The 20,567-nt window shown below is 50.1% G+C and carries 17 protein-coding genes; 6 read left to right on the top strand and 11 right to left on the bottom strand.

Features of this window, described 5'->3' with window-relative positions:
* Positions 1 to 51: 51 nt before the first annotated feature.
* The 6 genes from K3T82_RS41100 to efeO form a co-directional block, all read right to left on the bottom strand.
* Positions 52 to 1,146: a hypothetical protein gene (locus K3T82_RS41100; RefSeq protein ID WP_220199286.1), complete on the bottom strand. Its 1,095-nt coding sequence runs from the start codon at positions 1,144 to 1,146 to the stop codon at positions 52 to 54.
* Positions 1,147 to 1,366: 220 nt separating this feature from the next.
* Entirely contained in the window at positions 1,367 to 3,076 is a 1,710-nt protein-coding gene (locus K3T82_RS41095) for a family 20 glycosylhydrolase (protein ID WP_220199285.1), read from the bottom strand.
* Positions 3,077 to 3,310: 234 nt separating this feature from the next.
* On the bottom strand, positions 3,311 to 5,158 hold the full coding sequence (locus K3T82_RS41090) for a glycoside hydrolase family 15 protein (RefSeq protein ID WP_220199284.1): 1,848 nt from the start codon (positions 5,156 to 5,158) through the stop codon (positions 3,311 to 3,313).
* Positions 5,159 to 5,684: 526 nt separating this feature from the next.
* Entirely contained in the window at positions 5,685 to 6,560 is an 876-nt protein-coding gene (locus tag K3T82_RS41085; protein WP_220199283.1) for an FTR1 family iron permease, read from the bottom strand.
* 34 nt (positions 6,561 to 6,594) lie between these two features.
* Positions 6,595 to 7,845 carry an iron uptake transporter deferrochelatase/peroxidase subunit gene (efeB, locus tag K3T82_RS41080; RefSeq protein ID WP_220199282.1) on the bottom strand — a complete coding sequence of 417 codons (1,251 nt, stop codon included), beginning with the start codon at positions 7,843 to 7,845 and terminating at the stop codon, positions 6,595 to 6,597.
* 129 nt (positions 7,846 to 7,974) lie between these two features.
* A complete protein-coding gene (gene efeO / locus K3T82_RS41075; protein ID WP_220199281.1) occupies positions 7,975 to 9,126 on the bottom strand; it encodes an iron uptake system protein EfeO in 1,152 nt (383 codons plus the stop codon).
* A 511-nt stretch (positions 9,127 to 9,637) separates the two neighbouring features.
* Here efeO and K3T82_RS41070 point away from each other — a divergent pair.
* Together K3T82_RS41070 and K3T82_RS41065 are read left to right on the top strand one after the other, a co-directional pair.
* The gene (locus K3T82_RS41070; protein ID WP_220199280.1) at positions 9,638 to 10,222 is read left to right on the top strand and encodes a TetR/AcrR family transcriptional regulator; all 585 of its coding nucleotides are present in this window, start codon (positions 9,638 to 9,640) and stop codon (positions 10,220 to 10,222) included.
* Positions 10,223 to 10,368: 146 nt separating this feature from the next.
* On the top strand, positions 10,369 to 11,088 hold the full coding sequence (locus K3T82_RS41065; RefSeq protein ID WP_220199279.1) for an MBL fold metallo-hydrolase: 720 nt from the start codon (positions 10,369 to 10,371) through the stop codon (positions 11,086 to 11,088).
* 84 nt (positions 11,089 to 11,172) lie between these two features.
* On the opposite strand, the gene K3T82_RS41060 is transcribed toward K3T82_RS41065, so the two are convergent.
* Positions 11,173 to 12,186 carry an alpha-hydroxy acid oxidase gene (locus K3T82_RS41060; RefSeq protein ID WP_220199278.1) on the bottom strand — a complete coding sequence of 338 codons (1,014 nt, stop codon included), beginning with the start codon at positions 12,184 to 12,186 and terminating at the stop codon, positions 11,173 to 11,175.
* A gap of 156 nt (positions 12,187 to 12,342) precedes the next feature.
* Positions 12,343 to 12,837: a hypothetical protein gene (locus K3T82_RS41055; protein WP_220199277.1), complete on the bottom strand. Its 495-nt coding sequence runs from the start codon at positions 12,835 to 12,837 to the stop codon at positions 12,343 to 12,345.
* Between the two features lie 453 nt (positions 12,838 to 13,290).
* Here K3T82_RS41055 and K3T82_RS41050 point away from each other — a divergent pair, with 453 nt between their 5' ends.
* The gene (locus K3T82_RS41050; RefSeq protein ID WP_220199276.1) at positions 13,291 to 16,125 is read left to right on the top strand and encodes a N,N-dimethylformamidase beta subunit family domain-containing protein; all 2,835 of its coding nucleotides are present in this window, start codon (positions 13,291 to 13,293) and stop codon (positions 16,123 to 16,125) included.
* A gap of 66 nt (positions 16,126 to 16,191) precedes the next feature.
* Here K3T82_RS41050 and K3T82_RS41045 read toward each other — a convergent pair whose 3' ends face one another.
* Entirely contained in the window at positions 16,192 to 16,680 is a 489-nt protein-coding gene (locus K3T82_RS41045; RefSeq protein ID WP_220199275.1) for an Lrp/AsnC family transcriptional regulator, read from the bottom strand.
* A 129-nt stretch (positions 16,681 to 16,809) separates the two neighbouring features.
* On the opposite strand from K3T82_RS41045, the gene K3T82_RS41040 reads away from it, so the two are divergent.
* From K3T82_RS41040 to K3T82_RS41030, 3 genes are read left to right on the top strand one after another with little or no spacing between them, the layout of a single operon-like run.
* On the top strand, positions 16,810 to 17,367 hold the full coding sequence (locus K3T82_RS41040) for a DMT family transporter (RefSeq protein ID WP_220199274.1): 558 nt from the start codon (positions 16,810 to 16,812) through the stop codon (positions 17,365 to 17,367).
* Entirely contained in the window at positions 17,286 to 17,741 is a 456-nt protein-coding gene (locus K3T82_RS41035) for a DMT family transporter (RefSeq protein WP_220199273.1), read from the top strand. Before K3T82_RS41040 ends, K3T82_RS41035 begins: the two co-directional genes overlap by 82 nt.
* A 54-nt stretch (positions 17,742 to 17,795) precedes the next feature.
* On the top strand, positions 17,796 to 18,641 hold the full coding sequence (locus K3T82_RS41030; protein ID WP_220199272.1) for an LLM class flavin-dependent oxidoreductase: 846 nt from the start codon (positions 17,796 to 17,798) through the stop codon (positions 18,639 to 18,641).
* 90 nt (positions 18,642 to 18,731) lie between these two features.
* Here the strand turns inward: K3T82_RS41030 and K3T82_RS41025 are convergent, their stop codons facing one another.
* Both K3T82_RS41025 and K3T82_RS41020 read right to left on the bottom strand, forming a co-directional pair.
* Positions 18,732 to 19,145, bottom strand: a complete 414-nt coding sequence (locus K3T82_RS41025) for an ester cyclase (protein WP_220199271.1) — start codon at positions 19,143 to 19,145, stop codon at positions 18,732 to 18,734.
* 166 nt (positions 19,146 to 19,311) lie between these two features.
* The gene (locus K3T82_RS41020; protein WP_220199270.1) at positions 19,312 to 20,361 is read right to left on the bottom strand and encodes a S66 family peptidase; all 1,050 of its coding nucleotides are present in this window, start codon (positions 20,359 to 20,361) and stop codon (positions 19,312 to 19,314) included.
* Between the last annotated feature and the right edge of the window lie 206 nt (positions 20,362 to 20,567).

Raw genomic sequence — 20,567 nt, 5'->3', positions numbered from 1 at the left:
CTTCCCTTCGCTGTCTCTAAGAGTGTGATATGGAGTTGTTGGTTGCGAAACCTACCTACGATAGCGTGCTAGCGTACGTGGAGGGTGAAGTAAGAAGCGGTCTGAAACCCAGGGTGCGCGTGGCGCGACGGTCAATTCTGCCAGCGCCAGGAGGGCTTTGTCATAGTTGACGCGCCAGCCCGCAAAGTCGCGCCACGCTTGCTCACGATCCGTCTTCATTGGCACACCCGCAGCGGAGAGTTCATTATATGCAAGATCAAACTCCTTGCGTGTAATGCTGATAGGGTCTGTTGGCGCGAGGTTGGGGTCAAACGAGATGTTAAAGAAGTGCGCGATATAACGTAGAGAAAGATAGCCCGCGCGGATACATAGATCTGCCTGGGGATCATGAGGAATATCGACCGCTGCGTTGACCAATGCGGCAGTATCCAGGACCGTACCAGCCGCTGTGATCCATGAGCGTTGTGGTTGGGGCGAGCGGAAGAAGGAGAGTGAGCCAAGTGAGGTATGGCTTTCCTCAATTTCTACAAACCATATCTCCCAGGTTTTCCATACCTCATGCAGCTGCTCAAGCCCTCCAATGCGATGGTAGCGCTTAATCGTCTCAATCGAGGATGGAGGTGCACCAGCGTGTGTCTCCAGCAGTGTGACCGCTGTTTCACGGCGTGCGAAAGAGGTATAGATAGTGGGGAGATAGGAAATGAGCAACGCGACCAGGAGCAAGCCGAGCATCGCTTCTGTGAAGGTGAGCAGTGTTGCGGGAAAGAAGTCATAGGAAGCGATACCCAAGGTAAAGAGTGAAGAACCGCTAATCTTGAAGGCCTGGTAGATTGAGCAGTTTACAACAGCCCAAAACATTGCCATATACCCCAGTAAAATGCAGAGTAGCCAGGTACTCAGGAGTGCGACGAGGCTCAACGGCGCGTAGAGTTCCATTGAGCGGTCAAGCTCCTCATAGGTGCGTGCACGTCGCTTGTGTAAGTCGAAGCAGAGGCGCACAAGGCCAAAGACACTTCGGCTGAAGATATCGGCGGCGCTACGAGGCAAGACAAAGGTTCGTACTGCTGAGAGGGCCGCCGCCACCACACTTATACCTCCCAAAAGAAAGACGATGCCGCGTGTTGTAAGCAAGAACAAGTTTATCAAAATATGGCTCCCTCTCGTAGAATGACTTTTCTTAAAGTCTCTACGAGCCTAAAGATGAATAGTGGTATGTAATATTAGAAGCATCGAAATATTTTCGTCGAGGATAGTGTAGCGTATATGAGCACAAAAAGACAGCCAGAAGCGATCCAGCTTATCGCTTCTGGCTGTTCTATGAACGCCAGGAATGTAGATTGAGCAATCGTGGAGACACACGTTCGCTTTATAACACGTTATATGTGCTTGCCTGGTTTCGCGAGAGCGCGGGCAAATTGGCCTCCTTATCGCGCGTTGCGATATCGATGGATGCGAGTTGTGTCGCTTCTATCGTATGTGGAGGCACTTGCAATGAGGGAGGATTGACCAGCCGCCAGGAGTTCGGTAGGTTCGTTCCCGGAGCGTCGTCGATAATATCTGTTAACGGTTTGAATTGTTCATAGGCCAGGCGATTAGCTGTACTGCCCCACATTTTCTCGCTTAGCACCTGTGCTGCTGGTTTGATGCGTTCATGTAAACCAGCCTCGGTGACACCTGCGCTTAACTGATCATTCCACTCGGCGAAGATCGCGCCTTCGAGTTGCGGATCATCTGGCTTGAAGTTCAGTTGTGGATTATTCAGGTCAAAAATGTAAGGCTCCCATTTCTCATAGAGCATCTGGGTGTTGAGATGATCCTGGTAATATGTCGATTGAGGTACGATATAGAGCATCTTATCATTGGCGTTGATGATGCGGAAGCCCATCTTCTTCATCTCGATGGGATTGGACCAGGAATTATTCCAGACTTCAAGGGTTGCATCGGTGTTGACCGCCACCGAACTCTTCATCTCTGAAAGGCTGCCCCAAATACGAGCTTTCTTGCCATGTTGCTTGAGATAGCTGATATAGTGATTGATGTAGCGGCGGTAGTTGTCTGCATCGCTCACAGCATACTCATCGACTCCAATATGCAATTCAGGTGCGTCGAACCAGGGGAGAAACTCATCCCAGATTGAATCCATAAACGTGTAGGTTTTGGGATTGTTGAGATCAAGGAAGTCTTTGTCGTACTTTGTGCTTGCCAGATCTGGGCGATACTTGGTAAAGGCCAGAGCATGGGCTGGCGCGTCAATTTCAGGTGTAATCGTAACGGAATATGCTCGGGCAAGATCTTGTAACTGGCGCATATCTTGTTTACTATACGCACCGTCCTGTGCTTCCAACCCTTCGAAATGTTCGCTTTTTAAACGGAATGCAGAATACTTCTCTTTCCAATCCTTGCCTGTGCCTACCTCGAATTGATTATCGTTCAAGTGTAGGTGGAAGTCATTTAGCTTATACCAGGCGAGCAATTTTACATAGTCTTTGAGCTGGTTGAGAGGAACAAACTTTCGACCAACATCGAGCATAAAGCCACGAAGCGCGTAGGATGGGTAGTCGCGTACCCAACCACGCGGGAGATGCGAGTGGGCATCATCCTGAACGAGTATTTGTAGGATGCTCCGTGTGCCGTAAAATGCTCCCTGACTTGTAATCGCACTAATAGTAACGGAATCGCCGATGCTGAGCTGATAGCCCTGGTTGCCAATGGCGATGTCGTTGCTATGTAGCGTTAGAAAAAAGTCACCTGCGTTGGCGCTGGTCGCTGTTATGATTGGAAGAGTGTGTTTATTGACTGCGCGTAGGTCTTCTTGAAAGGCTTTTGCTGTCTCCTGAAGTCGGGTCGCATCAGGCGAATTGATGACGATGTGGGCATTGTTGGAAGGGAGTTCAAATTCACCAGTTGCACCTCGCCATTCGCGTAAACTGGGAATGACGTTTGGGGCTGGATTGATCACGGATGCGGCCTGCCTGGCTATGGGCGATGCCGGATTGATAAAAGCCACCAGGATAATACCGAGTAGGCACAAAATAATAATAATTCCACTGGATAATAGTAGCCGTTTGCGCTCCAACAAATGAACTCCTTCGCTGTGTGACCTTGCGCCAGGAACGCTTGTTTTTCCTGTGTCGAACTAGAAGCATTAGATGTAGTATAGGAGCGTGTGAACCACTTGTCAATTTCAGGGTATCTCGTAGTGTATTATTCCTGGTGGATTGGTAGGAGGGATAGACAAGGCTGGTCGCGTCTGCCACTTATTACGGCGGACGCGACCAGCCTTGTCCTGTAAAGAACAGTTGGGTTATCGTTACGGGATGCCCTGATCTGATTTATCATCGAGGGCACGATCAATATTGACGCAGGCTGTAATTAAAGCCAGATGAGTGAATGCTTGAGGATAGTTGCCCAGGGCTTCCCCAACTGGCCCCACCTCTTCCGCGAAGAGTCCCACATGGTTGCTAAAGGAAAGCATCTTCTCAAGTAGCAACCTGCCTTCCTGGGGGCATCCCGAGCGTGCCAGGCTCTCCGCGAGCCAGAAACTGCATGCGCCAAAATCACCTTCGTAAGTGCCAATGCCATCGTTGGCGGCATCGAGTGGATCGTAGCGACTCACCAGAACACTCTTTGCCAATTCGCGTTGAATGCGCCTGATAGTGGAGAGCATACGCGGTTCCTGGGCACCTGTAAACTTGAGTAACCCCATGAGGAGTAGGCTCGCATCCACTGCCTCTGAGCCATAATACTGTACAAAGCTCTGCTGCTTCTCGCTCCAGCCTTCCTCCATGATTTGTTGATAAATGTCGGTGCTGGTCTGTTGCCAGGCCATATATGGAGAGGGCAATCCTCGGTGGCGAGCGATACGTTGGGCGCGGTCAAAGGCGACCCAGGACATGAGTTTGGAGTGCACAAATGGTTTCTTGCCACCACGTACTTCCCATATACCCTCATCTGGCTCCTGCCAGTGGTCGTTCAGCCAGTGGAGGGCGCTTTGGATGTGTTGCCAGAGATCGTATGAAATGGCCTTGTATCGATTAAAGATATAAATTGCGTCGAGCAGTTCACCAAACACATCAAGCTGTGTTTGTGTATAGGCCCCATTTCCAATACGTACAGGCGCGCTGCCCTTATAGCCCTCTAGATGTGAGAGGGTCTCTTCGACCAGGTCGTGTTGACCATCGAGGCCATACATCGGTTGGAGGAGGCAACCACCACTATGTAATTCATGTGTACGATCATCCAACCAGCCCATAAATTGTTCTGCCTCTTGCGTGAAGCCCAGGGTCAGCAGGCTATAGAGGCTAAAGGCGGCATCGCGGAGCCAGGTATAACGGTAGTCCCAGTTACGTGTTCCCCCCAGCGTTTCGGGCAAGCTTGTGGTTGGTGCCGCCACAATTGCTCCAGTTGGTGAGTAGGTGAGCAGTTTAAGGACCAGGGCCGAGCGCTCTACTTGCTCACGCCAGCGCCCTTGATATTGACATTTTTTGAGCCAGGAGGTCCAGAACTGCATGGTTGTGTGATACATCTCCTGATAGTCTTCTTCACTAAGAGGTTCAGGAGTATCCGCGCCCTCTGTTGTGCTCTCAAGCATCACATGAATGGATTCACCTTTGTGTAAAACGAAGCGTGTGTGTACGCCACCATGGTTATCAGGATGAAGTTTCAGGGTGGTGGAGAGACCCAAATGGAGATCCCGGCTATGGAAGAGCGCTCCCTGCTCGGTCAGGCGCATGTCGTGCGCGTCGCGTGCATAATTGAAAGCTGGACGACAGGTGAGCTCGAACTCCATATCCCCCCGGTATACAGCGACCGAACGAACAATATGGTGGGGAAGAGCATGGGAGTCTTCGTCAGCCTTTATAGGCATGAAATCTGTAATCTCAGCTATGCCATCTCGACAAAGGAAGCGCGTAAGTAACACATTAGTGTCAGGCATGTACATCTGAAAGATACGCATATCGTGCGTGGCTGGCGGAGATATACGAAAGAAACCACCTTTTTCGGCGTCGAGGAGCGCGCCAAAGACGGTTGGAGCATCAAAGCGTGGAAGGCAGCACCAGTCGATAGAGCCATTTTTACCGACCAGAGCGACTGTATGGAGATCACCGATAACAGCGTAATCCTCAATGGGAAGATACTTGCATTGCAGTTCTAACATACCTTTCTCGCCCCTTCTTCAATACAGACGGTATCGTAATACTAGGCAGGAAGAAGCACTTATGTTAATTACAATTTATCCACTTACGCAAATGCTTTTATAGCAAAGTGTTCATGAATTTATCTGGACTACTCACCGCCTCACGAGGGAATGTAATATGGGGTTGGTTTGTAGATCGTGACGAGATCATCCTCTATCACTTGAGAGCAGCCTATGCTATCCAAGCGTATGAGAGATTGGTACTTTCAAGGCTTTTTCGTATACGGGAAATATAAGATGCGTTACAGAGAGCGTGGTGAGATGGTGGGGAGCAGATATGGAGAAGAAAAAGATGAGGGAGGCCGGGGGTAAAACGGCATGAATTGCTAGATGTAGTTCGGTTTGTGCAACCTCCCTCAAGATGGGATGAGTATAGCAGAAGCTGTACTGTATTGCTTGAATCTTTATTCATAAAAGAAATGACCTCACCTCTCGTCATCTGTGCGCCTTTGGTCACGCTGGTGACGAGAGGTGAAGTCTAAAGGTGTTAGCTACCAGAATTCACCGTAGGCTGAGCCTCGCCAGATGGCTCAATTTTGCTCGCGGGCTTGTATGCTCGTGTGGCCCACCAGAAGCAGCCAGCGGTAACGCATAGATAGATAATAAAACCAACCAGTTGCAGGACTGTGGTCATATCGGTATAGCCCACGAAGATGTGGAGCAGGCTACCAAGCACGCTCTTACTCTCGCTCAACCATTCAATATTGCTCGCGTCCCATACCAGATCGGTACCAAAGTTGATCCAGCCTGCGTCTTGTAAACCGAGGAGGAAGTTGCTGAAGAGGCCAGATGCCATAATCAATAACAGGATGCCCATGACACGGAAGAAGATACGGTAGTTGAGACGATACCCAAAGCGATAGATGAGCACGCCTAGCGCGATAGCGACCAGAACGCCTAGCAGCGCCCCGCCTAACAGTGCCAGGGTATCCGCCTGGAAAGCGAAAGCAAGCGTAAAGATAGCCGTTTCGATGCCTTCGCGTCCGACGGTGCTAAAAGCCAGGAGTCCCAGCGCGAAGCCGGATGATGCCATACTCGCCTGAGTGGTGAGTTCCTGTTTGAGGGTCCGACTATGATGCTGCACCCAGAAGGTCATCCACGTAATGATAACAACGGCGACAAAATAGGTAATAGTTTTGAAGATATTGAGGAAGTCAGGGCTGAAGAGATCACTGACCGTCTTGAGCAGGATGGCGATACCAAAGGCGCAAATAATTGCCAGTACGACCCCAATCCATACTGCTTTATTGTGACGTGTCAGCTTAAGTTGACGCAGTGAGGTAAGCAAGATGCTTACGATCATGCTGGCTTCTAGACCCTCACGTAAGAAGAGGACAAAAGTTGGAATAAAGTTTGCGAACATTACGTGATTTGACTCCTTCTTTGAGCATAGCCTGTTACGCGAAGAGTGCCTCGCCAATGAAGCCGCCCTCATGCGTTCCTGGAGGGCAGGCAAAGATCGCGCTTCCGTTGTGTGTGATATATTCGTTGAGTAGATCCTGCTGACCCAGTTTTGTCTGCAATGGAATGAATTGCTTGCGGGGATCACGGTTAAAGGCGATAAAAAAGAGCCCCGCGTCCTGTTCTCCTGTAGTAATATCCATGCCATCGGTAAATGAGTAGCCCCGGCGCAGAATCTTAATGCTGGTATCTTCCGCTGCTAGCCTGATGTGGGCTTGTGTGGCGATCATGGGCGTCCCATCGGGGTGCTTGGCGTTCAGATCTACAGCGTCGAACTCCTCTTTTCCATTGAAAGGGGCTCCACTGACTTTGCGACGCCCAAAGACCTTCTCCTGGTCTGCCAGGAAATCGCGATCCCATGATTCTAGATGCATGCGAATCCGTCGAGCTACAAGATAAGAGCCGCCGTGCATCCAGGAGAGTCCTTCATCTCCTACCCAGACATGCTGCTTCATCAGCTCTGGATCTTCGATTTTGAGGTTATTTGTTCCGTCCTTGAAGCCCATCAAGTTGCGGGGCGTTTCCTGTTTCTTACTGGTACTCGCTGTCCGATTGAAGCCGAGTTGAGACCAGCGCATAACCGCTAACCCGCGTGCCTGGCGAGCCAGGTTGCGTATGGCGTGGAAGGCAACCAGTGGATTATCTGAGCATGCCTGTACGCAGAGGTCACCGCCTGACCTTTCCTCTTTGAGCGCGTCTCCAGCCATGGGAGGAAGATCAACCAGAGCCTCTGGTCGGCGTGAGGCCAGGCCATAGCGGTCCTTACCGTCTTTGGTAAAGAGTGTGGGCCCGAGACCAAAAGTGATGGTCAGGTTGGATGCCTGAAGTCCCAGGGCTTCACCTGTATCTGGAGGTGCTGCGTGTTCGGGGAAGGTACCCTCGCCAATGGGTTTGCCTGATGCCATTGTCGCCGCTGTAGCTGTCCAGATCTTGAGTAGGGTCGCGATATCATCGCGGTTCTCGGTGATCAGGTCAAAGGCGGCGAAATGTAGATGATTTTGCTGAGGTGTAACGATGCCTGATTGCTGGCTCCCATAGAATGGGATGATATTGGCTTCATTGTGTTGCATGGTGCGCTGTCCTTGCGTTTGTGCAATCGCGTATCCTCCTCCGCCTCCCAGGACTACTCCCGCACCTGCGAGGCCTGTAGAGATGAGAATGTTACGCCGGTTGATTTTCTGACTCATAGCCACTTTACCCTGTTTTATACTTGTTGCACTGCCTTTTGTCTCCGCTAGTAGTTGTAGGGAGAAACTTGCCTACAACTACCAGTGAAGTGTATACCATCATGCACGCATCGTCTACACTCGGATTTCTTAGCTCTTAGGGAAGGTGACGGCAACCTTAGAAAGAGCCTCACCCGCTGTGTCGATGCCCTGGGCTATCGAGCGTTTGTCACCATCTTTGAGCGTAGAATAATCCACGAAACCGTCATTGGTACGGAAGGGCTTGAGGACGTCGTCTACCTTCTGGAACTTGGTGGTAACATCCTGTTGGAGACCAGGATTCTTGACACTCAGGTAATCTTTGAAGCAATTGAAGGCGGCTTGAGAGCCGTCAATGTTTGCTGCAAGATCATAGAGATCGGTATGTGAATAGCGATCCTCTTCACCACTAATCTTGGAGTGTGATGCTTCACTGAGGAGCGAGACTGCGCCGTCAATGATATCGGTCGGTTTGAGTGTTAATGTATCAATGTTTTTACGGAGTGCTTTCACATCGCTGATCAGGCGCGTGGTATAGTTCTCAAGACCTTTTGTCTTCTTATCTATCCAGAGAGCCTTCTCCAGGCGATGGAAGCCCATCCACTGGGCATCGGGTACATCGCCCTCGCGCGCGTCCAGGTTAGGATCGAGGTCGCCAAAGGATGATGCGATTGGCTCAATACGCTCGTAGTATTCTCTGGTGTTGCCATAGAGCGCTTTGGCTTTATTGATGTCACCCGCGTTGATAGCATCAACGAATTGTTGTGTGCTGGTGACCAGACCATCCGCCTGTTGGGTGACATATTTCTTATAAGCTTCAATCGCGCTCTGAAGCTTGGTGTTTTCGTCGGTGCTACTGGTGGTGGGAGTAATGTTGCTCACTGCCTTATCGGTACCGGTGAATTGCCCTTCCATGCCCTTGCCGACATAGAGCTCATCATAGAGTTGGTATGTGCGGTTCTGTGGCTTAATGGTGAAGGTCTTTTGCTGTCCGGGCTGCAAGGTCGTTTCCGCGACCAGACCTTTGATCTCGACGATATGTACGTTCGTTCCTTTGTTGATAAAGGTGACAGTTACGTCTTGATTGGCTGGCACCGTAATCACTTTCGGATCAAAATAGTTATCGTAAGCGTTAATGGTCACAGAGGTTTTTGTGCTGTTAGTGCTGCCAGTGCTTGATCCACAAGCGGCAAAGAGAAATAGCGATAGGCTGCTGCACATGAGCAACACAAGGAGGTGCATACCCCGCTTTGATGACATCATTATGTCTTCCTTTTTGAGAATATATTGACCAAGAATGGTCAATATAAGATGAGCTGCCTACCTCCCTGTATGGGCACTGCTGCATAAGCAAATGCATGAGAGTGCTATCCGCCTTAGCTGGTATGCACTCCTTATGGCTTAGTTTAAATGATGCTTTGATGTAAAGCAAGCGACCAATGAGGCGTCAATTTGCTTTGCTTCCATTGTTATACAGGGTCTCAGCTCAAATATTCGAATCTGGATACCAAATGTTAGGGTGACCTAATACCTGAGTCCAACAGTCGGATATTAGCACAGCATAACAACGAAAGTCAAGGGGGCGCTTCGCAAAATGTTGGATATTTCTAAATCAGCATTTTCTTTTCTGTTCAACAGAAGCCATTTGCATTTATTGTGATAGGGTCTTCTTACTGCTCACATACGCTTCGGTGGTTTAATCACTTCTGATGTAGCCGGGCAATAGTTCGGCTTTCCTTGACAAATGTATTTTTAGTACTGTATAGTTCTAGTTATGAGAAGCATATCAAATCGTGACTATGTGGTCAAAGTCGTCTCAGAATTGTATCGCGTCCGTGGTTTCGCCAATACAAGTATGGACGATGTGGTAAAGCATAGTGGTGTTTCTAAATCCAATATCTATTACCATTTTAAAAGCAAGGATGAGCTATCGCTTGCTGTGCTGGATGGTTATATCTCTTCTTTGCAAGGCCACTTTCAGGCCCAAGTATTACAGGGTTCGGGTTCGCTTGAGCAGAAGCTTACACGGTATACCAACTGTGTCATCGATGAGCTGATTGCGCGTGATTGTTCTGGTGGCTGCCCTTTGCTTTCGCTGGTTGTAGAAGCTGGAAAAACAAATGAACAGCTACGGCAGCGTCTCGCTCAAGCGTTTCAAAAGCAATCTCAACGCCTTGAAGAGTTGTTTGACGAAGGGAAACGCAGTGGAGAGGTTCGGAAAGACCTCTCCTCACGAACGCTAGCTTCTCTTTTCATCTCCTGGTTAGAAGGGAGCTTGATGGTAGCAAGTGTTAGGCAAGAGGGTCAGGTGATCCTCGAAGAACGAGATGCGTTACTTGCTCTGATGCGCCTTTCATAGCTCCTTTAGTTCTATCCTATGGGCGAGTCCGCGCTCGCTCTTTTTTTACCATTGTTTTAGTACTGTTTGGTACTAATTTCGTTGCAATTGAGGTTATATTCCGTGGAATCTTAGTTGCGATACTCCGCTATGAAGGTGAGAATAGTATGAAGCTCATTATGGATGGTATTTCATGCATTGAAGGTTTGCGGCTTGGGAATGTGTACGTGCTAGAGGCTTCCGATGGTCTTACGCTGGTTGATACCAGTACACCAACAGCCTTTCCCAAAATAGAGAAAGATATCTTGAGGAGTGGATATCAGCTTGGTGATATCAAACGTATTCTCCTGACCCATGCGCACTGGGATCATTATGGGAGCCTGGCTGCTTTGATACAAGCTACAGGAGCGAAGGTCTATGCACATCATCGCTATGAGAGTGCAGTCATTCGGGGCGAGAAGAAGCCGTTGCATCCCAATCCTGCGCAATTGGGCGGCTTCGATAGATTGGTCTATACTGCCTGGGTGCGACCACATCTGCGCAATAACGTCTCGGTGCCTGTTGACTATGAGCTGAAAGAAGGTGATACGCTTGATGAAGTATTTCCAGGTTTAGTGGTCGTCGATGAACCCGGTCACAGCCCTGGACAATGCGGCTTCTGGCTGCCGGAACAGAGGCTGCTTCTCGGTGGCGATGTGATGATGCGTGCGCCGTCTGGACGTTTTCTTCTGCCAATGGTAGCAGCCACGCCTGACCTGGATGAAGCCAAGCGCTCCATTCGCAAAGTCGCTGAGCTAAATGTGGATATTCTCTGCTTAGGACATGGGAAGCCCTACCGTGGCAATGCTGCATCAGCTCTCAAGAACTTTGCCAGTCAGTTGGTTTAATGTTATATATAATGAACGCATGACCAGTCTACATATTGTATCTAATGATGAAGGGGTGATTTGAGCATTTCCCCTTCATCTTTCTTATAGTTTGACGAGCGAGGGCGTAATATCGTTGAGGGTAGGGCAGCCGCAGAGTGCCATCGCGAGCTCAAGCTCGGACTTCAATAGCTCCAGGATATGGTTTACTCCATCTTGTCCTTTAACAGTAAGCCCCCAGAGGATCGGACGTCCCACCAGGACAGCTCGCGCTCCAAGTGCAAGCGCTTTGAGGACATCTGTGCCCCGTCGAATACCACCATCGACATAGATTTCACAGCGCCCGGCGACTGCTTCGACAATCTCAGGAAGCGCTTCTAGTCCAGAGATGGCACCATCGAGCTGCCGTCCGCCATGATTGGAGACAATGATGCCATCAACTCCATGTTCAAGCGCGATGATGGCATCTTCAGCGGTAAGGATACCTTTAATGAGGAGTGGCAAGGGCGTAAGTGATCGTAACCAGGTAATATCTTTCCAGGTGAGCGAGCGCCGGAGTTGTGTCACATCGTTGACTACGAAGTTGGCGGAGTCCAGGCGCTTAAAGTTGTTGCGCAGGTCTCGTTCCCGATTGCCGAGGCGCGGTACATCAACGGTGAGGACGATGGCACGATAGCCTGTTTGTCTGGCTCGCTCCAGTAGATTGATGGTGATGCTTCGATCCTGGTAGATGTAGAGCTGGAACCATAGTGGCGTGCTGGCGGCTTCGGCAATCTCTTCGAGACTCCGGCTAGAGACGGACGAGGCTGTCATAATCGTCCCAGCCTGACTTACCCCGCGTACGGTTTCGCATTCACCTTCTGGGTGTGCCAGATTGTGGCAGGCGGTAGGGGCGACGATGATAGGCATGGGGAGTGGCGTGCCGAGAGCAGTCGTTGTAGTATCGCATGTTGTTACATCTTTTAATATCCGTGGTCGCAGGCGGATGTGGTCAAATATGGCGCGATTGGCTCGCAGTGTAATCTCATCGTCGCTGCCCCCAGCATAGTAGTCCCAGTAGGCCGGCTCTAGCAATGCCTGCGCGGCTTTTTCATAATCTTGAATGTTGACGTGTGACATTTTCTCCTCCAATATGCGTAGTTGATCATTGAATATAGAGTAGATGATCGAGCCTGAGAACGCAATGGATTGGAGGAAGAAGAAGGGGCAACCATTTTATAGGTGTCCCTTCTTCTGAGGGAAAGAGGTCGTATTCTCTCGTTTTATCGACGCGCTTTAGCGGTCAGGAACGCCAAGCGCATTGGCGACGTCTTGAAGTACCTGGGCCTCTTCGTTACTAATGGCACTGGTATTGCCACGCTCTGTGGCTGCGTTGGCGACGTCGCGCCCAACCTCAAGGAGCCAGAGTTTAAAGGATTGGGCCTCCTGGGGGGTGCCTTTGCTCTGTAGGACATTGGCTACCTGGCGGCACTCCTCAATGCTTTGTGTCCTTGAGCGAGCAGCCTCATTGGGTTGAAGGATGCTACGCGCTGTCGTGGTCCACGTCTCTAGCTGTTCACGACCAAGACCTTTAGGCATGATCTCCTGAATAAGCTGGCTTTCGGGGTGACGCTCAGCAGCCTGACGCATACTGTTGACGATAGACATGCTCTCTTTTATGGTATCGCCCAGTCCACTGGGGGAGGCTGACGCGACTGCGCTACCGATACTTAGTGGCGCGTGACAGATGAGTTTCCACTCTTCTTGGGTAAAATCGTTTCGTGAAGTCATGATGCGCACCTTTCCTTTAAGTCCTCATCCGCTGCTAGACAACACTGGCTAGCTGTCCTATTCGAGAACCAATGCTGCGTGATTAGCATCTAGTGTTGCTGTGATCCCCATGCCGAGGCACTGCGTGCTCAGGTTTTTCGAATAGGGCGTCGGTACGGACAAGACTAAATAGCCACAATATATTGATGCCCATCCTTGAGCTGCCTCCCTTCTAGAGGAGGCTTGCATCTTTCTCATTGCCAGTATACACATCTAAACAATTTCAGAGGTGCGACAAGGGCGTGTACACAACATCCATTTTTACCCCATCTTGAACACCGCTTTGCTCTCAATTTCTACACACTGTGGATACCGTGATTCGCTAGAGTTGTAGTGGAGTTGTATCTTATGATGCCTGCATATGTGGAGAGAAGTCGATCTCGGTGAAGCACCGAGAGAAGAGAGAGCAAAGGGATGATAAAGCTGGTACAGCGATGGCGAGCTGTGAAAAGTATTCGCCAAGGCCGCTTAACGACGGCAAGCAATGCTCAAGCGCCTGAAAGGCGTTCGCTGCGTTTGATTCTGGTTTGTGCGCTGATAGGTGCCCTGCTCCCCGTGGCGTATGTTACCATAACGCATACGATCTCGCTGGCATCGCGTGATAGCCAGAACACGCAAAACGCGATCCAGATAGAGAATAGTAAGCCGGGTACCGATGGCTGGAACGATTTCGCTTCCGAACTGCAACCCGATCTTATTTCTGGCTATGGTTCTCGAATAAGTGTCAATCATGGTCAATCCGTTGATTTCTTCGTGACAACGACCGCCGCAAGTGTTTCCATTGATATATTTCGGACGGGTTGGTATGGTGGACTGGGGGCACGCAAAGTCGCTTCTCTAGGGAGTTTTCCAGGTGTGCATCAGGCCATTCCCACGCCCGATGCTACGACCGGCATTGTAGATTGTCACTGGACAAAGACCACAACGCTGACAGTTCCGACCGATTGGGTTACTGGCGTTTACTTGGCAAAGCTCACTTCTTCCGCGAACCATTCGAGCTTTATCTTTTTTGTTGTGCGCAATGATGGGGGACACGAAGACCTTCTCTTCCAGACCAGTGTCACGACCTATCAGGCATACAATACCTGGGGTGGGACCAGCCTCTATAATAACAATACCAATGGCGCGATTTTCAGCGGCCCCCATGCCTCAAAGGTGTCCTTCAATCGCCCCTTTAATCCGGGCGATAGCAATGGCGCGGGTCACTACTTCTGGTGGGAGTATAAGTTTGTGCGTTGGGCGGAATCACAGGGGTACGATATCTCTTACACAACTGATATCGATACAAGTGAAAACGTCACCAACCCGCTTACCAATCATAAAGCTTTTCTCTCAGTTGGACATGACGAGTACTGGACCAAGTCCATGCGCGATAATGTCGAGGGGGCTATTGCTGCCGGTGTCAATGTTGGCTTCTTTGGGGCCAATACTTCCTACTGGCAGATTCGTCTGGCTCCTGATTCCGCCGGGACGGCTGACCGCATCCAAGTAGGGTATAAAGACTTCGCTAACTTTAATGTCCCACCCGGTCCAGATCCAATGTATGGTCTGGATAATTCGGTTGTAACTACCCTCTGGCGTGATCCGGTGGTCAACAGGCCTGAGAATGCCATGTTGGGAGGTATGTTTGAACAACAGGTTTATCAGGATTATCCCTTTGTGGCGCAGAACACCTCGCATTGGGTCTATGCTGGAACTGGTCTCACGAATGGTTCTCAGGTGCCGGGCATTATTGGTTATGAGTATGATAAGGTCTTCAACAATGGCGCGACGCCTGCGGGGCTGACTATCCTTGGCTCCTCGCCTGTTAATGCCTGTTGTGGCACTGGTAACTCACATGCTGATACAACAATCTATACAGCTCCTAGTGGCGCGCGTGTCTTTAACGCGGGAACAATTCAGTGGAGTCTGGGTCTGGACAACTCGCAGGGTAATACCTATGCCAATGTTGGTATCCAGCGTATGACGGCTAATCTGCTCAATAACTTTATCAGTTCAACGCCGCCAGGAGTGAGCCTGAGCCCTGCTAGTTTGAGCTTTGGCAATCAGAATGTCAACACAGCCAGTAGCTCTCAGAATGTGTCCTTGATTAACAATGGGAATAGTAGCCTGACGCTCAATAGTATCAGTCTCACAGGGGCCAATGCCAGCGAATTTAGCCAGAGCAATAATTGTGGGAGCAGCGTCGCTGCGCATGCTTCATGTATTATTAGCGTCTCCTTTACTCCAGCCTCTCAAGGCGGCAAGAGCGCTACGTTAACGATTAGTGACAATGCCAGTGGGAGTCCACATACCGCATCTCTGGCGGGCAATGGGGTAGTCCCAACTCCTGGTATTACTATCAATCCGCTAAGCCTGGATTTTGGTACGCAGAACTTAAATCTTGCCAGTGGCAGCAAGGCTCTGACGCTCTCTAACAATGGAACGGCCTTCCTTACAATCAGCAGTATCGGAATCAGTGGCACCAATGCTGGCGATTTCAGCCAGGGCAATAATTGCCCAACTGGTTCGAGTTCGCTTGCTCCCAATGCCTCTTGCACAATCAATGTGACGTTTACTCCAACCTCACTTGGGAGTCGCAGCGCGACGCTGACGATTAACGATAACGCGAATGGAAGCCCACATACAGTTAGCTTGAGTGGTACAGGGGTTAACTCAACAGTCTACCTGAATGATGGCTTTGAGAGCGGTAATACGAGCAAATGGTCATTGCCCAATAGTGATGGCTCGGGTACAGTTAGCATAGAGTCGACCACGACGCATAGCGGGACTAGGGCCGTCTCCATTACCAATGGCAATAACCAGTATGCCTATCTCGGTGCCCCACTAGCTTCGGCACAGGCTCATACTTATACGCGTTTCTATATTCGCATCGCGAATGTCAGTAATGGGAGTGTCGTAGCTATCGGGCGCAACCAGAACGATGGCCCTGTCTGGGAGGTCGATTACAATAGTAATTCCCATGCTTTTGACATCTACTTCTGGAACGGCTCGAATCAGATTTACAGCATCTCGACGCCTAACAACTCTGTCAGTGCCAATACCTGGTATAGTCTGGAGATTCAGGATTTCCAGGATCAGAGTGGTCACGCCGAGGTCTGGCTGAATGGGATCTCGCGTGGAACCATCGATGGAGATCTCTCCATGACCAATAAATACGCGCGTGTGCTAATCTTCAACAATGCGCCAACCAGTATGTACTTCGATGATGTGCAGGTGGCGAGCAACTATAATGGCCCTGTAAATTAGGGTCGCGTATAGATAAGCCAAGAAGGAAGCGGTTTGCGAGGCTTGCCTGCTGCTTCCTTCTTGCCTTTAATGCGTCTCTGTATTGCTCTGTATAAGATCATGTGTAATCACGCGTGGTTGTGTTGGACGCGACAAGACTACCGAGGTCGAAGGGCTACCATACATGTTAAGTTGAGCGATCACGTTATCCAGGTGTTCAATGGAGGTTGTAACTACTTTCAGGACTATCATGTCGTTCCCCGTGACGCGGTAGCATTCGATCACCTCGGGAATCTCGCTTGCCCAGTTCATCACTCGTAGGCAACTCTGCCCCACCATATCCCTCAAACGAATGATTGCCATAATTGGCAAGCCCACGGCAGCTAGATTGATCTCAGCACGATAGCCGTTGATAATACTAGCTTCCTCCATCCGACGTAGACGGTCCGCTACAGCTGGTGCGGAGAGCCCAACTCGTTGTCCTAGCTCACTATACGAGAGGCGAGCGTTCTGTTGTAGCTCCTGCAAAAGTTGCCAGCCAGTCTCATCAAGAAGTTTCTCGATTTCTAAGGTCATATGTCGAATCCTTCTTTGTATCGTAAGCCAATGCACTATTCTACTTTTCTTTTTATATACACTTTACCATAAAACCCTATTATACTAAAAACATCGAATGAAATAAATGAGAGTTATGAGGAGCAGCTTATGAAGATAAAGGATGGGGGCTCATTATTCCTGCTCTCGGTCTTGTGGGGAGGGTCGTTTCTCTTTATACGTATTGCTGCGCCGGTTCTAGGGCCGGTCGTGCTAATGACAATGCGTGTCCTGATTGCAGGTGCCGCGCTACTACTGGTTGTGTTGGCGACGCGAAACCACCTGGAACTGCGCCAGCGCTGGCGGCACTATCTGGTGATTGGTATTATTAATTCGGCTATTCCGTTTACACTGATCGCCGCAGCAGAGTTGCACCTTACCGCGGGATTGGCTGCAATCTTGAACGCGACTACGCCGTTATTTGGAGCCGTAATAGCTGCAATCTGGATCAAAGAAGCGCTGACGATACCTAAGGTGATTGGCCTTATGTTAGGATTACTTGGGGTTGGGGTCCTGGTAGGATGGAGTCCCTTCCCTCTCACAATTGAATTGGGGCTCTCCATTGCAGCCTCGCTTGCAGCCGCCGCTTGCTATGGTTTTGGGGCGTCTATACAAAGGTCTATGCGCGGGGTGCTGGCTCACTCGCCCTGGCGACATGTAGCCAGTTAGGCGCTGGTGCCTTTCTTCTACCCTTCTCAGTTATTGCACCACCAACACGTGTTCCAGCAATGCCTGTTGTGTTATCGGTTGCTGCTCTTGCCCTGGTGTGTACGGCGTTTGCGTACTTGCTTTTCTTCTGGTTGATTGAGCACGTAGGCCCTACCAGGACCTTGACTGTGACATTTCTTGTGCCAATCTTCGGTATCCTTTGGGGTGTTGTGTTGCTGCATGAGCCGCTCACATTAAGTACATTTCTCGGCTTCGGCATTATTCTCTCCGGCACAGGTTTTGTGACAGGCTTACGCTTACGCAAGCGACGTCCTAACCTGCCTCAACAAGTGCCGGTGGTGCGGGAAGAGTCCAGTACGGCGCTCATGCGTTAGTTGTAAATAGAAGTTTGTAAATGTTATTATGATCGTCAAAAAGAAAGATCACATATGCAATTTGCTATCGATATTCCCCACTTTGGCCCTTTCAGCGATCCCCACCTTGTAGCCGAACTGGCACATGAAGCTGAGGAAGAGGGCTGGGATGGTTTCTTCCTCTGGGATCACATCAATTATAGAATCGCAGGATCTTCTGAACCTCTAGTGGTGGCTGATCCTTGGATTCAACTTGCCGCGATTGCGCTACGAACCAAACGCATCAAGATTGGCCCTATGGTCACGCCCTTACCACGTCGTCAGCCCTGGAAACTCGCGCGTGAGACAGTGACGCTCGACCTTCTCTCTGAAGGACGTCTGATTTTCGGCATTGGTCTTGGCAGTGATCGAAGTAGAGAATATAGTGATTTTGGGGGGCCAACAGATGCGAAGGTTCGTGGAGAGATGCTCGATGAAGGTCTCGCAATTCTGACACAACTCTGGAGCGGCGAGGAAGTTAGCTATAAGGGCCAGCATTATCAGCTTTCACAGGTACAATTTCTGCCAAAACCACTTCAGCAACCGCGTATCCCTATCTGGGTCGCAGGCAACTGGCCTCATAAAAAGCCTTTCCGTCGTGCTGCGCAGTGGGATGGTGTCTTTCCCCTGATGGTCGAGCGTGCGCTCACGCCGGATGACTTCCGTGAGATCCTTGACTATACCTCCGCGCAGCGTACGCTCACAACTCCTTTTGAAGTTATTGTTGGGGGGCTGACCAGTGGCACTGACAAAGCCTCGGATGCGGCTCAGGTTGCTTCATTTGCCGAAGTGGGTGGTACTTGGTGGCTTGAGAGCTTTTATCCACGTCACACGCTTGAGCAGGTGCGGCAGCGTATTCATCAGGGTCCACCCCAACTCTAATTCTACATCTTTATGCCATGATATCTGGCGAATGGAGCGAGGCAAATGCCCACAACTTTTGTTGCTGGGCGCTTGCCTCGCTCCATTCGCCTAATTTGGCGCTTTTAGACCAATCTGTTGGGCCCAGGTTAGGCCATCCTGCGCGCTCCAGAGCTCAGCTATCTTGCCATGCTCGATGCGCATGAAGTCCGCACCTGTCAGGACTACTTCTTTGCCAGTGGGAGGGAAGCCAGCATACATTCCCTTGTGTTTTCCGCGTCGTGTGAAGTAGAGCGCGACCATGTTGTCTTCGCCAAGCATAAAATTAGCGCTGTGGTGGGTGTTATGGAAGCCTTGGTGGTAGGCTGTGACGCGCTTTTTTATTGATGTGGGGCCAGGTGGTTGCTCGGGATACGAGTGGTCAACAAAATCGTCAGCCAGGATTTCATCCGCTATATCTGTATTACCGCTGTCCCACATTTCAACATATTTGGCGGCGATAGCTTTGTTAGCGCTTATACTCATGTGGTGGCCTCCTCTGCGCTTTGATGAGAGAACATATCCATTTCCCTCTACTACTTAGTACTTGCTTGCGAGAAGAATAGTTTCTGCTCTATGCGATGAGGAAGCCAGAGTTGCGCGCCAAAGCGGGGGACCGCGTTACCCTCGCTTTGGTGCATGCTAAGTGATGCTAGTAAGTCATAGTGATCTTGCGTGCTATGCCATCAATACGTAAGTGTCCACCACTGGGAAGCATAAACTGAGGATCAGTATGCCCGAAGTCCAAATTGAAGACAGCGAGCAGTGAGGGTGCATACTCCTCGATGGCCTTTATAACTGCTTCTTTTTGCTCAAGCTTATACGTTTCTTTCTCTTCTGAGGAGAGTTGATTATCAAAATTCCAGGCTTTAGGGCGTCCCATGAGAAGAGCTGAGAACTGCTGCAACATCCCACGCTCACCCATGCCCATTAATACCCGGTATACATACTCGGCGTCAGGCATTTCTTCCGATGCCTCAAGGAAGAGTATGCATCCTTTATAGTGTTCAAGCGGCTGGAGATAGCGATGTGCTCGTAGATGATAGTCAATGATTTCCAGGCAACCTCCCCAGGCCGTTCCCTCGACGATTCGTTCTGCGTTGTGCCACTGCCAGCCTGTGTTGGCGAACATGGGGACGCGCAGACTTAATGTATCCGGATCATTCCAGTTATAGGACTCATCAGACCACTCAGGTGTGGGTGTGATCTCATATTCACCACCCTGGAAGAGCGCATGCCGTAGCGAGTGCACTGTGTATTCATCCATTGCATAGTAACGCCCGAATTGGGTCATGATTGCGCCTCCATAGTACGAGACGATACCCAGGTTCCAGAGATAGAAATGCAAGTTTGTCGCGTCGCTATAGCCAAGAAATGGCTTGGGATGAGCGCGTAGCACTTCGGGGTCAAGATATTTGAGCACTTTGATCTGGTCGTCACCACCAATTGAGCAGATCACGGCCTTGATCTCGGGATCCGCGAAGGCTGCCATAATGTCACGTGCGCGGTCCTTGGGGGTGGAGCCCATCTTGCGTGTAGTGGGATACTCTACTGGAACAAGCTTGAACTCCTCACGTAAATGTTTCAAGCCTAACTCATAGACCGCCGGGAAGATCTCTGGTAGGCCCGCCGATGGAGAGAGAATCGCGATCTTCTCTCCAACTTGCACTTTGTTAGGATAGATAAATTGTCGATTCTGCATTGCTCACCAAACTTCTTTCTATTGCAGCTTGAGCTCTACTGTATCATAGCCTGCAAGCATGTACCTATCTTTGCTATTCGCTTCCTGGTATACTTGAGCCAATGAGAAGTTGAAGAAGATGGATTCTATAATGGGAAGAGATTCTTTGTAACAAAACAAGAGCTATATACTAGTCTGCGACTTGCCATATTGGAGCAGGCCGTATT

The sequence above is a fragment of the Ktedonospora formicarum genome (assembly GCF_016587355.1).
GTDB classification, from domain to species: domain Bacteria; phylum Chloroflexota; class Ktedonobacteria; order Ktedonobacterales; family Ktedonobacteraceae; genus Ktedonobacter; species Ktedonobacter formicarum.
The sequence above is the reverse complement of the archived record's forward strand: the minus strand, read 5'-3'. Positions and strand labels throughout refer to the sequence as shown.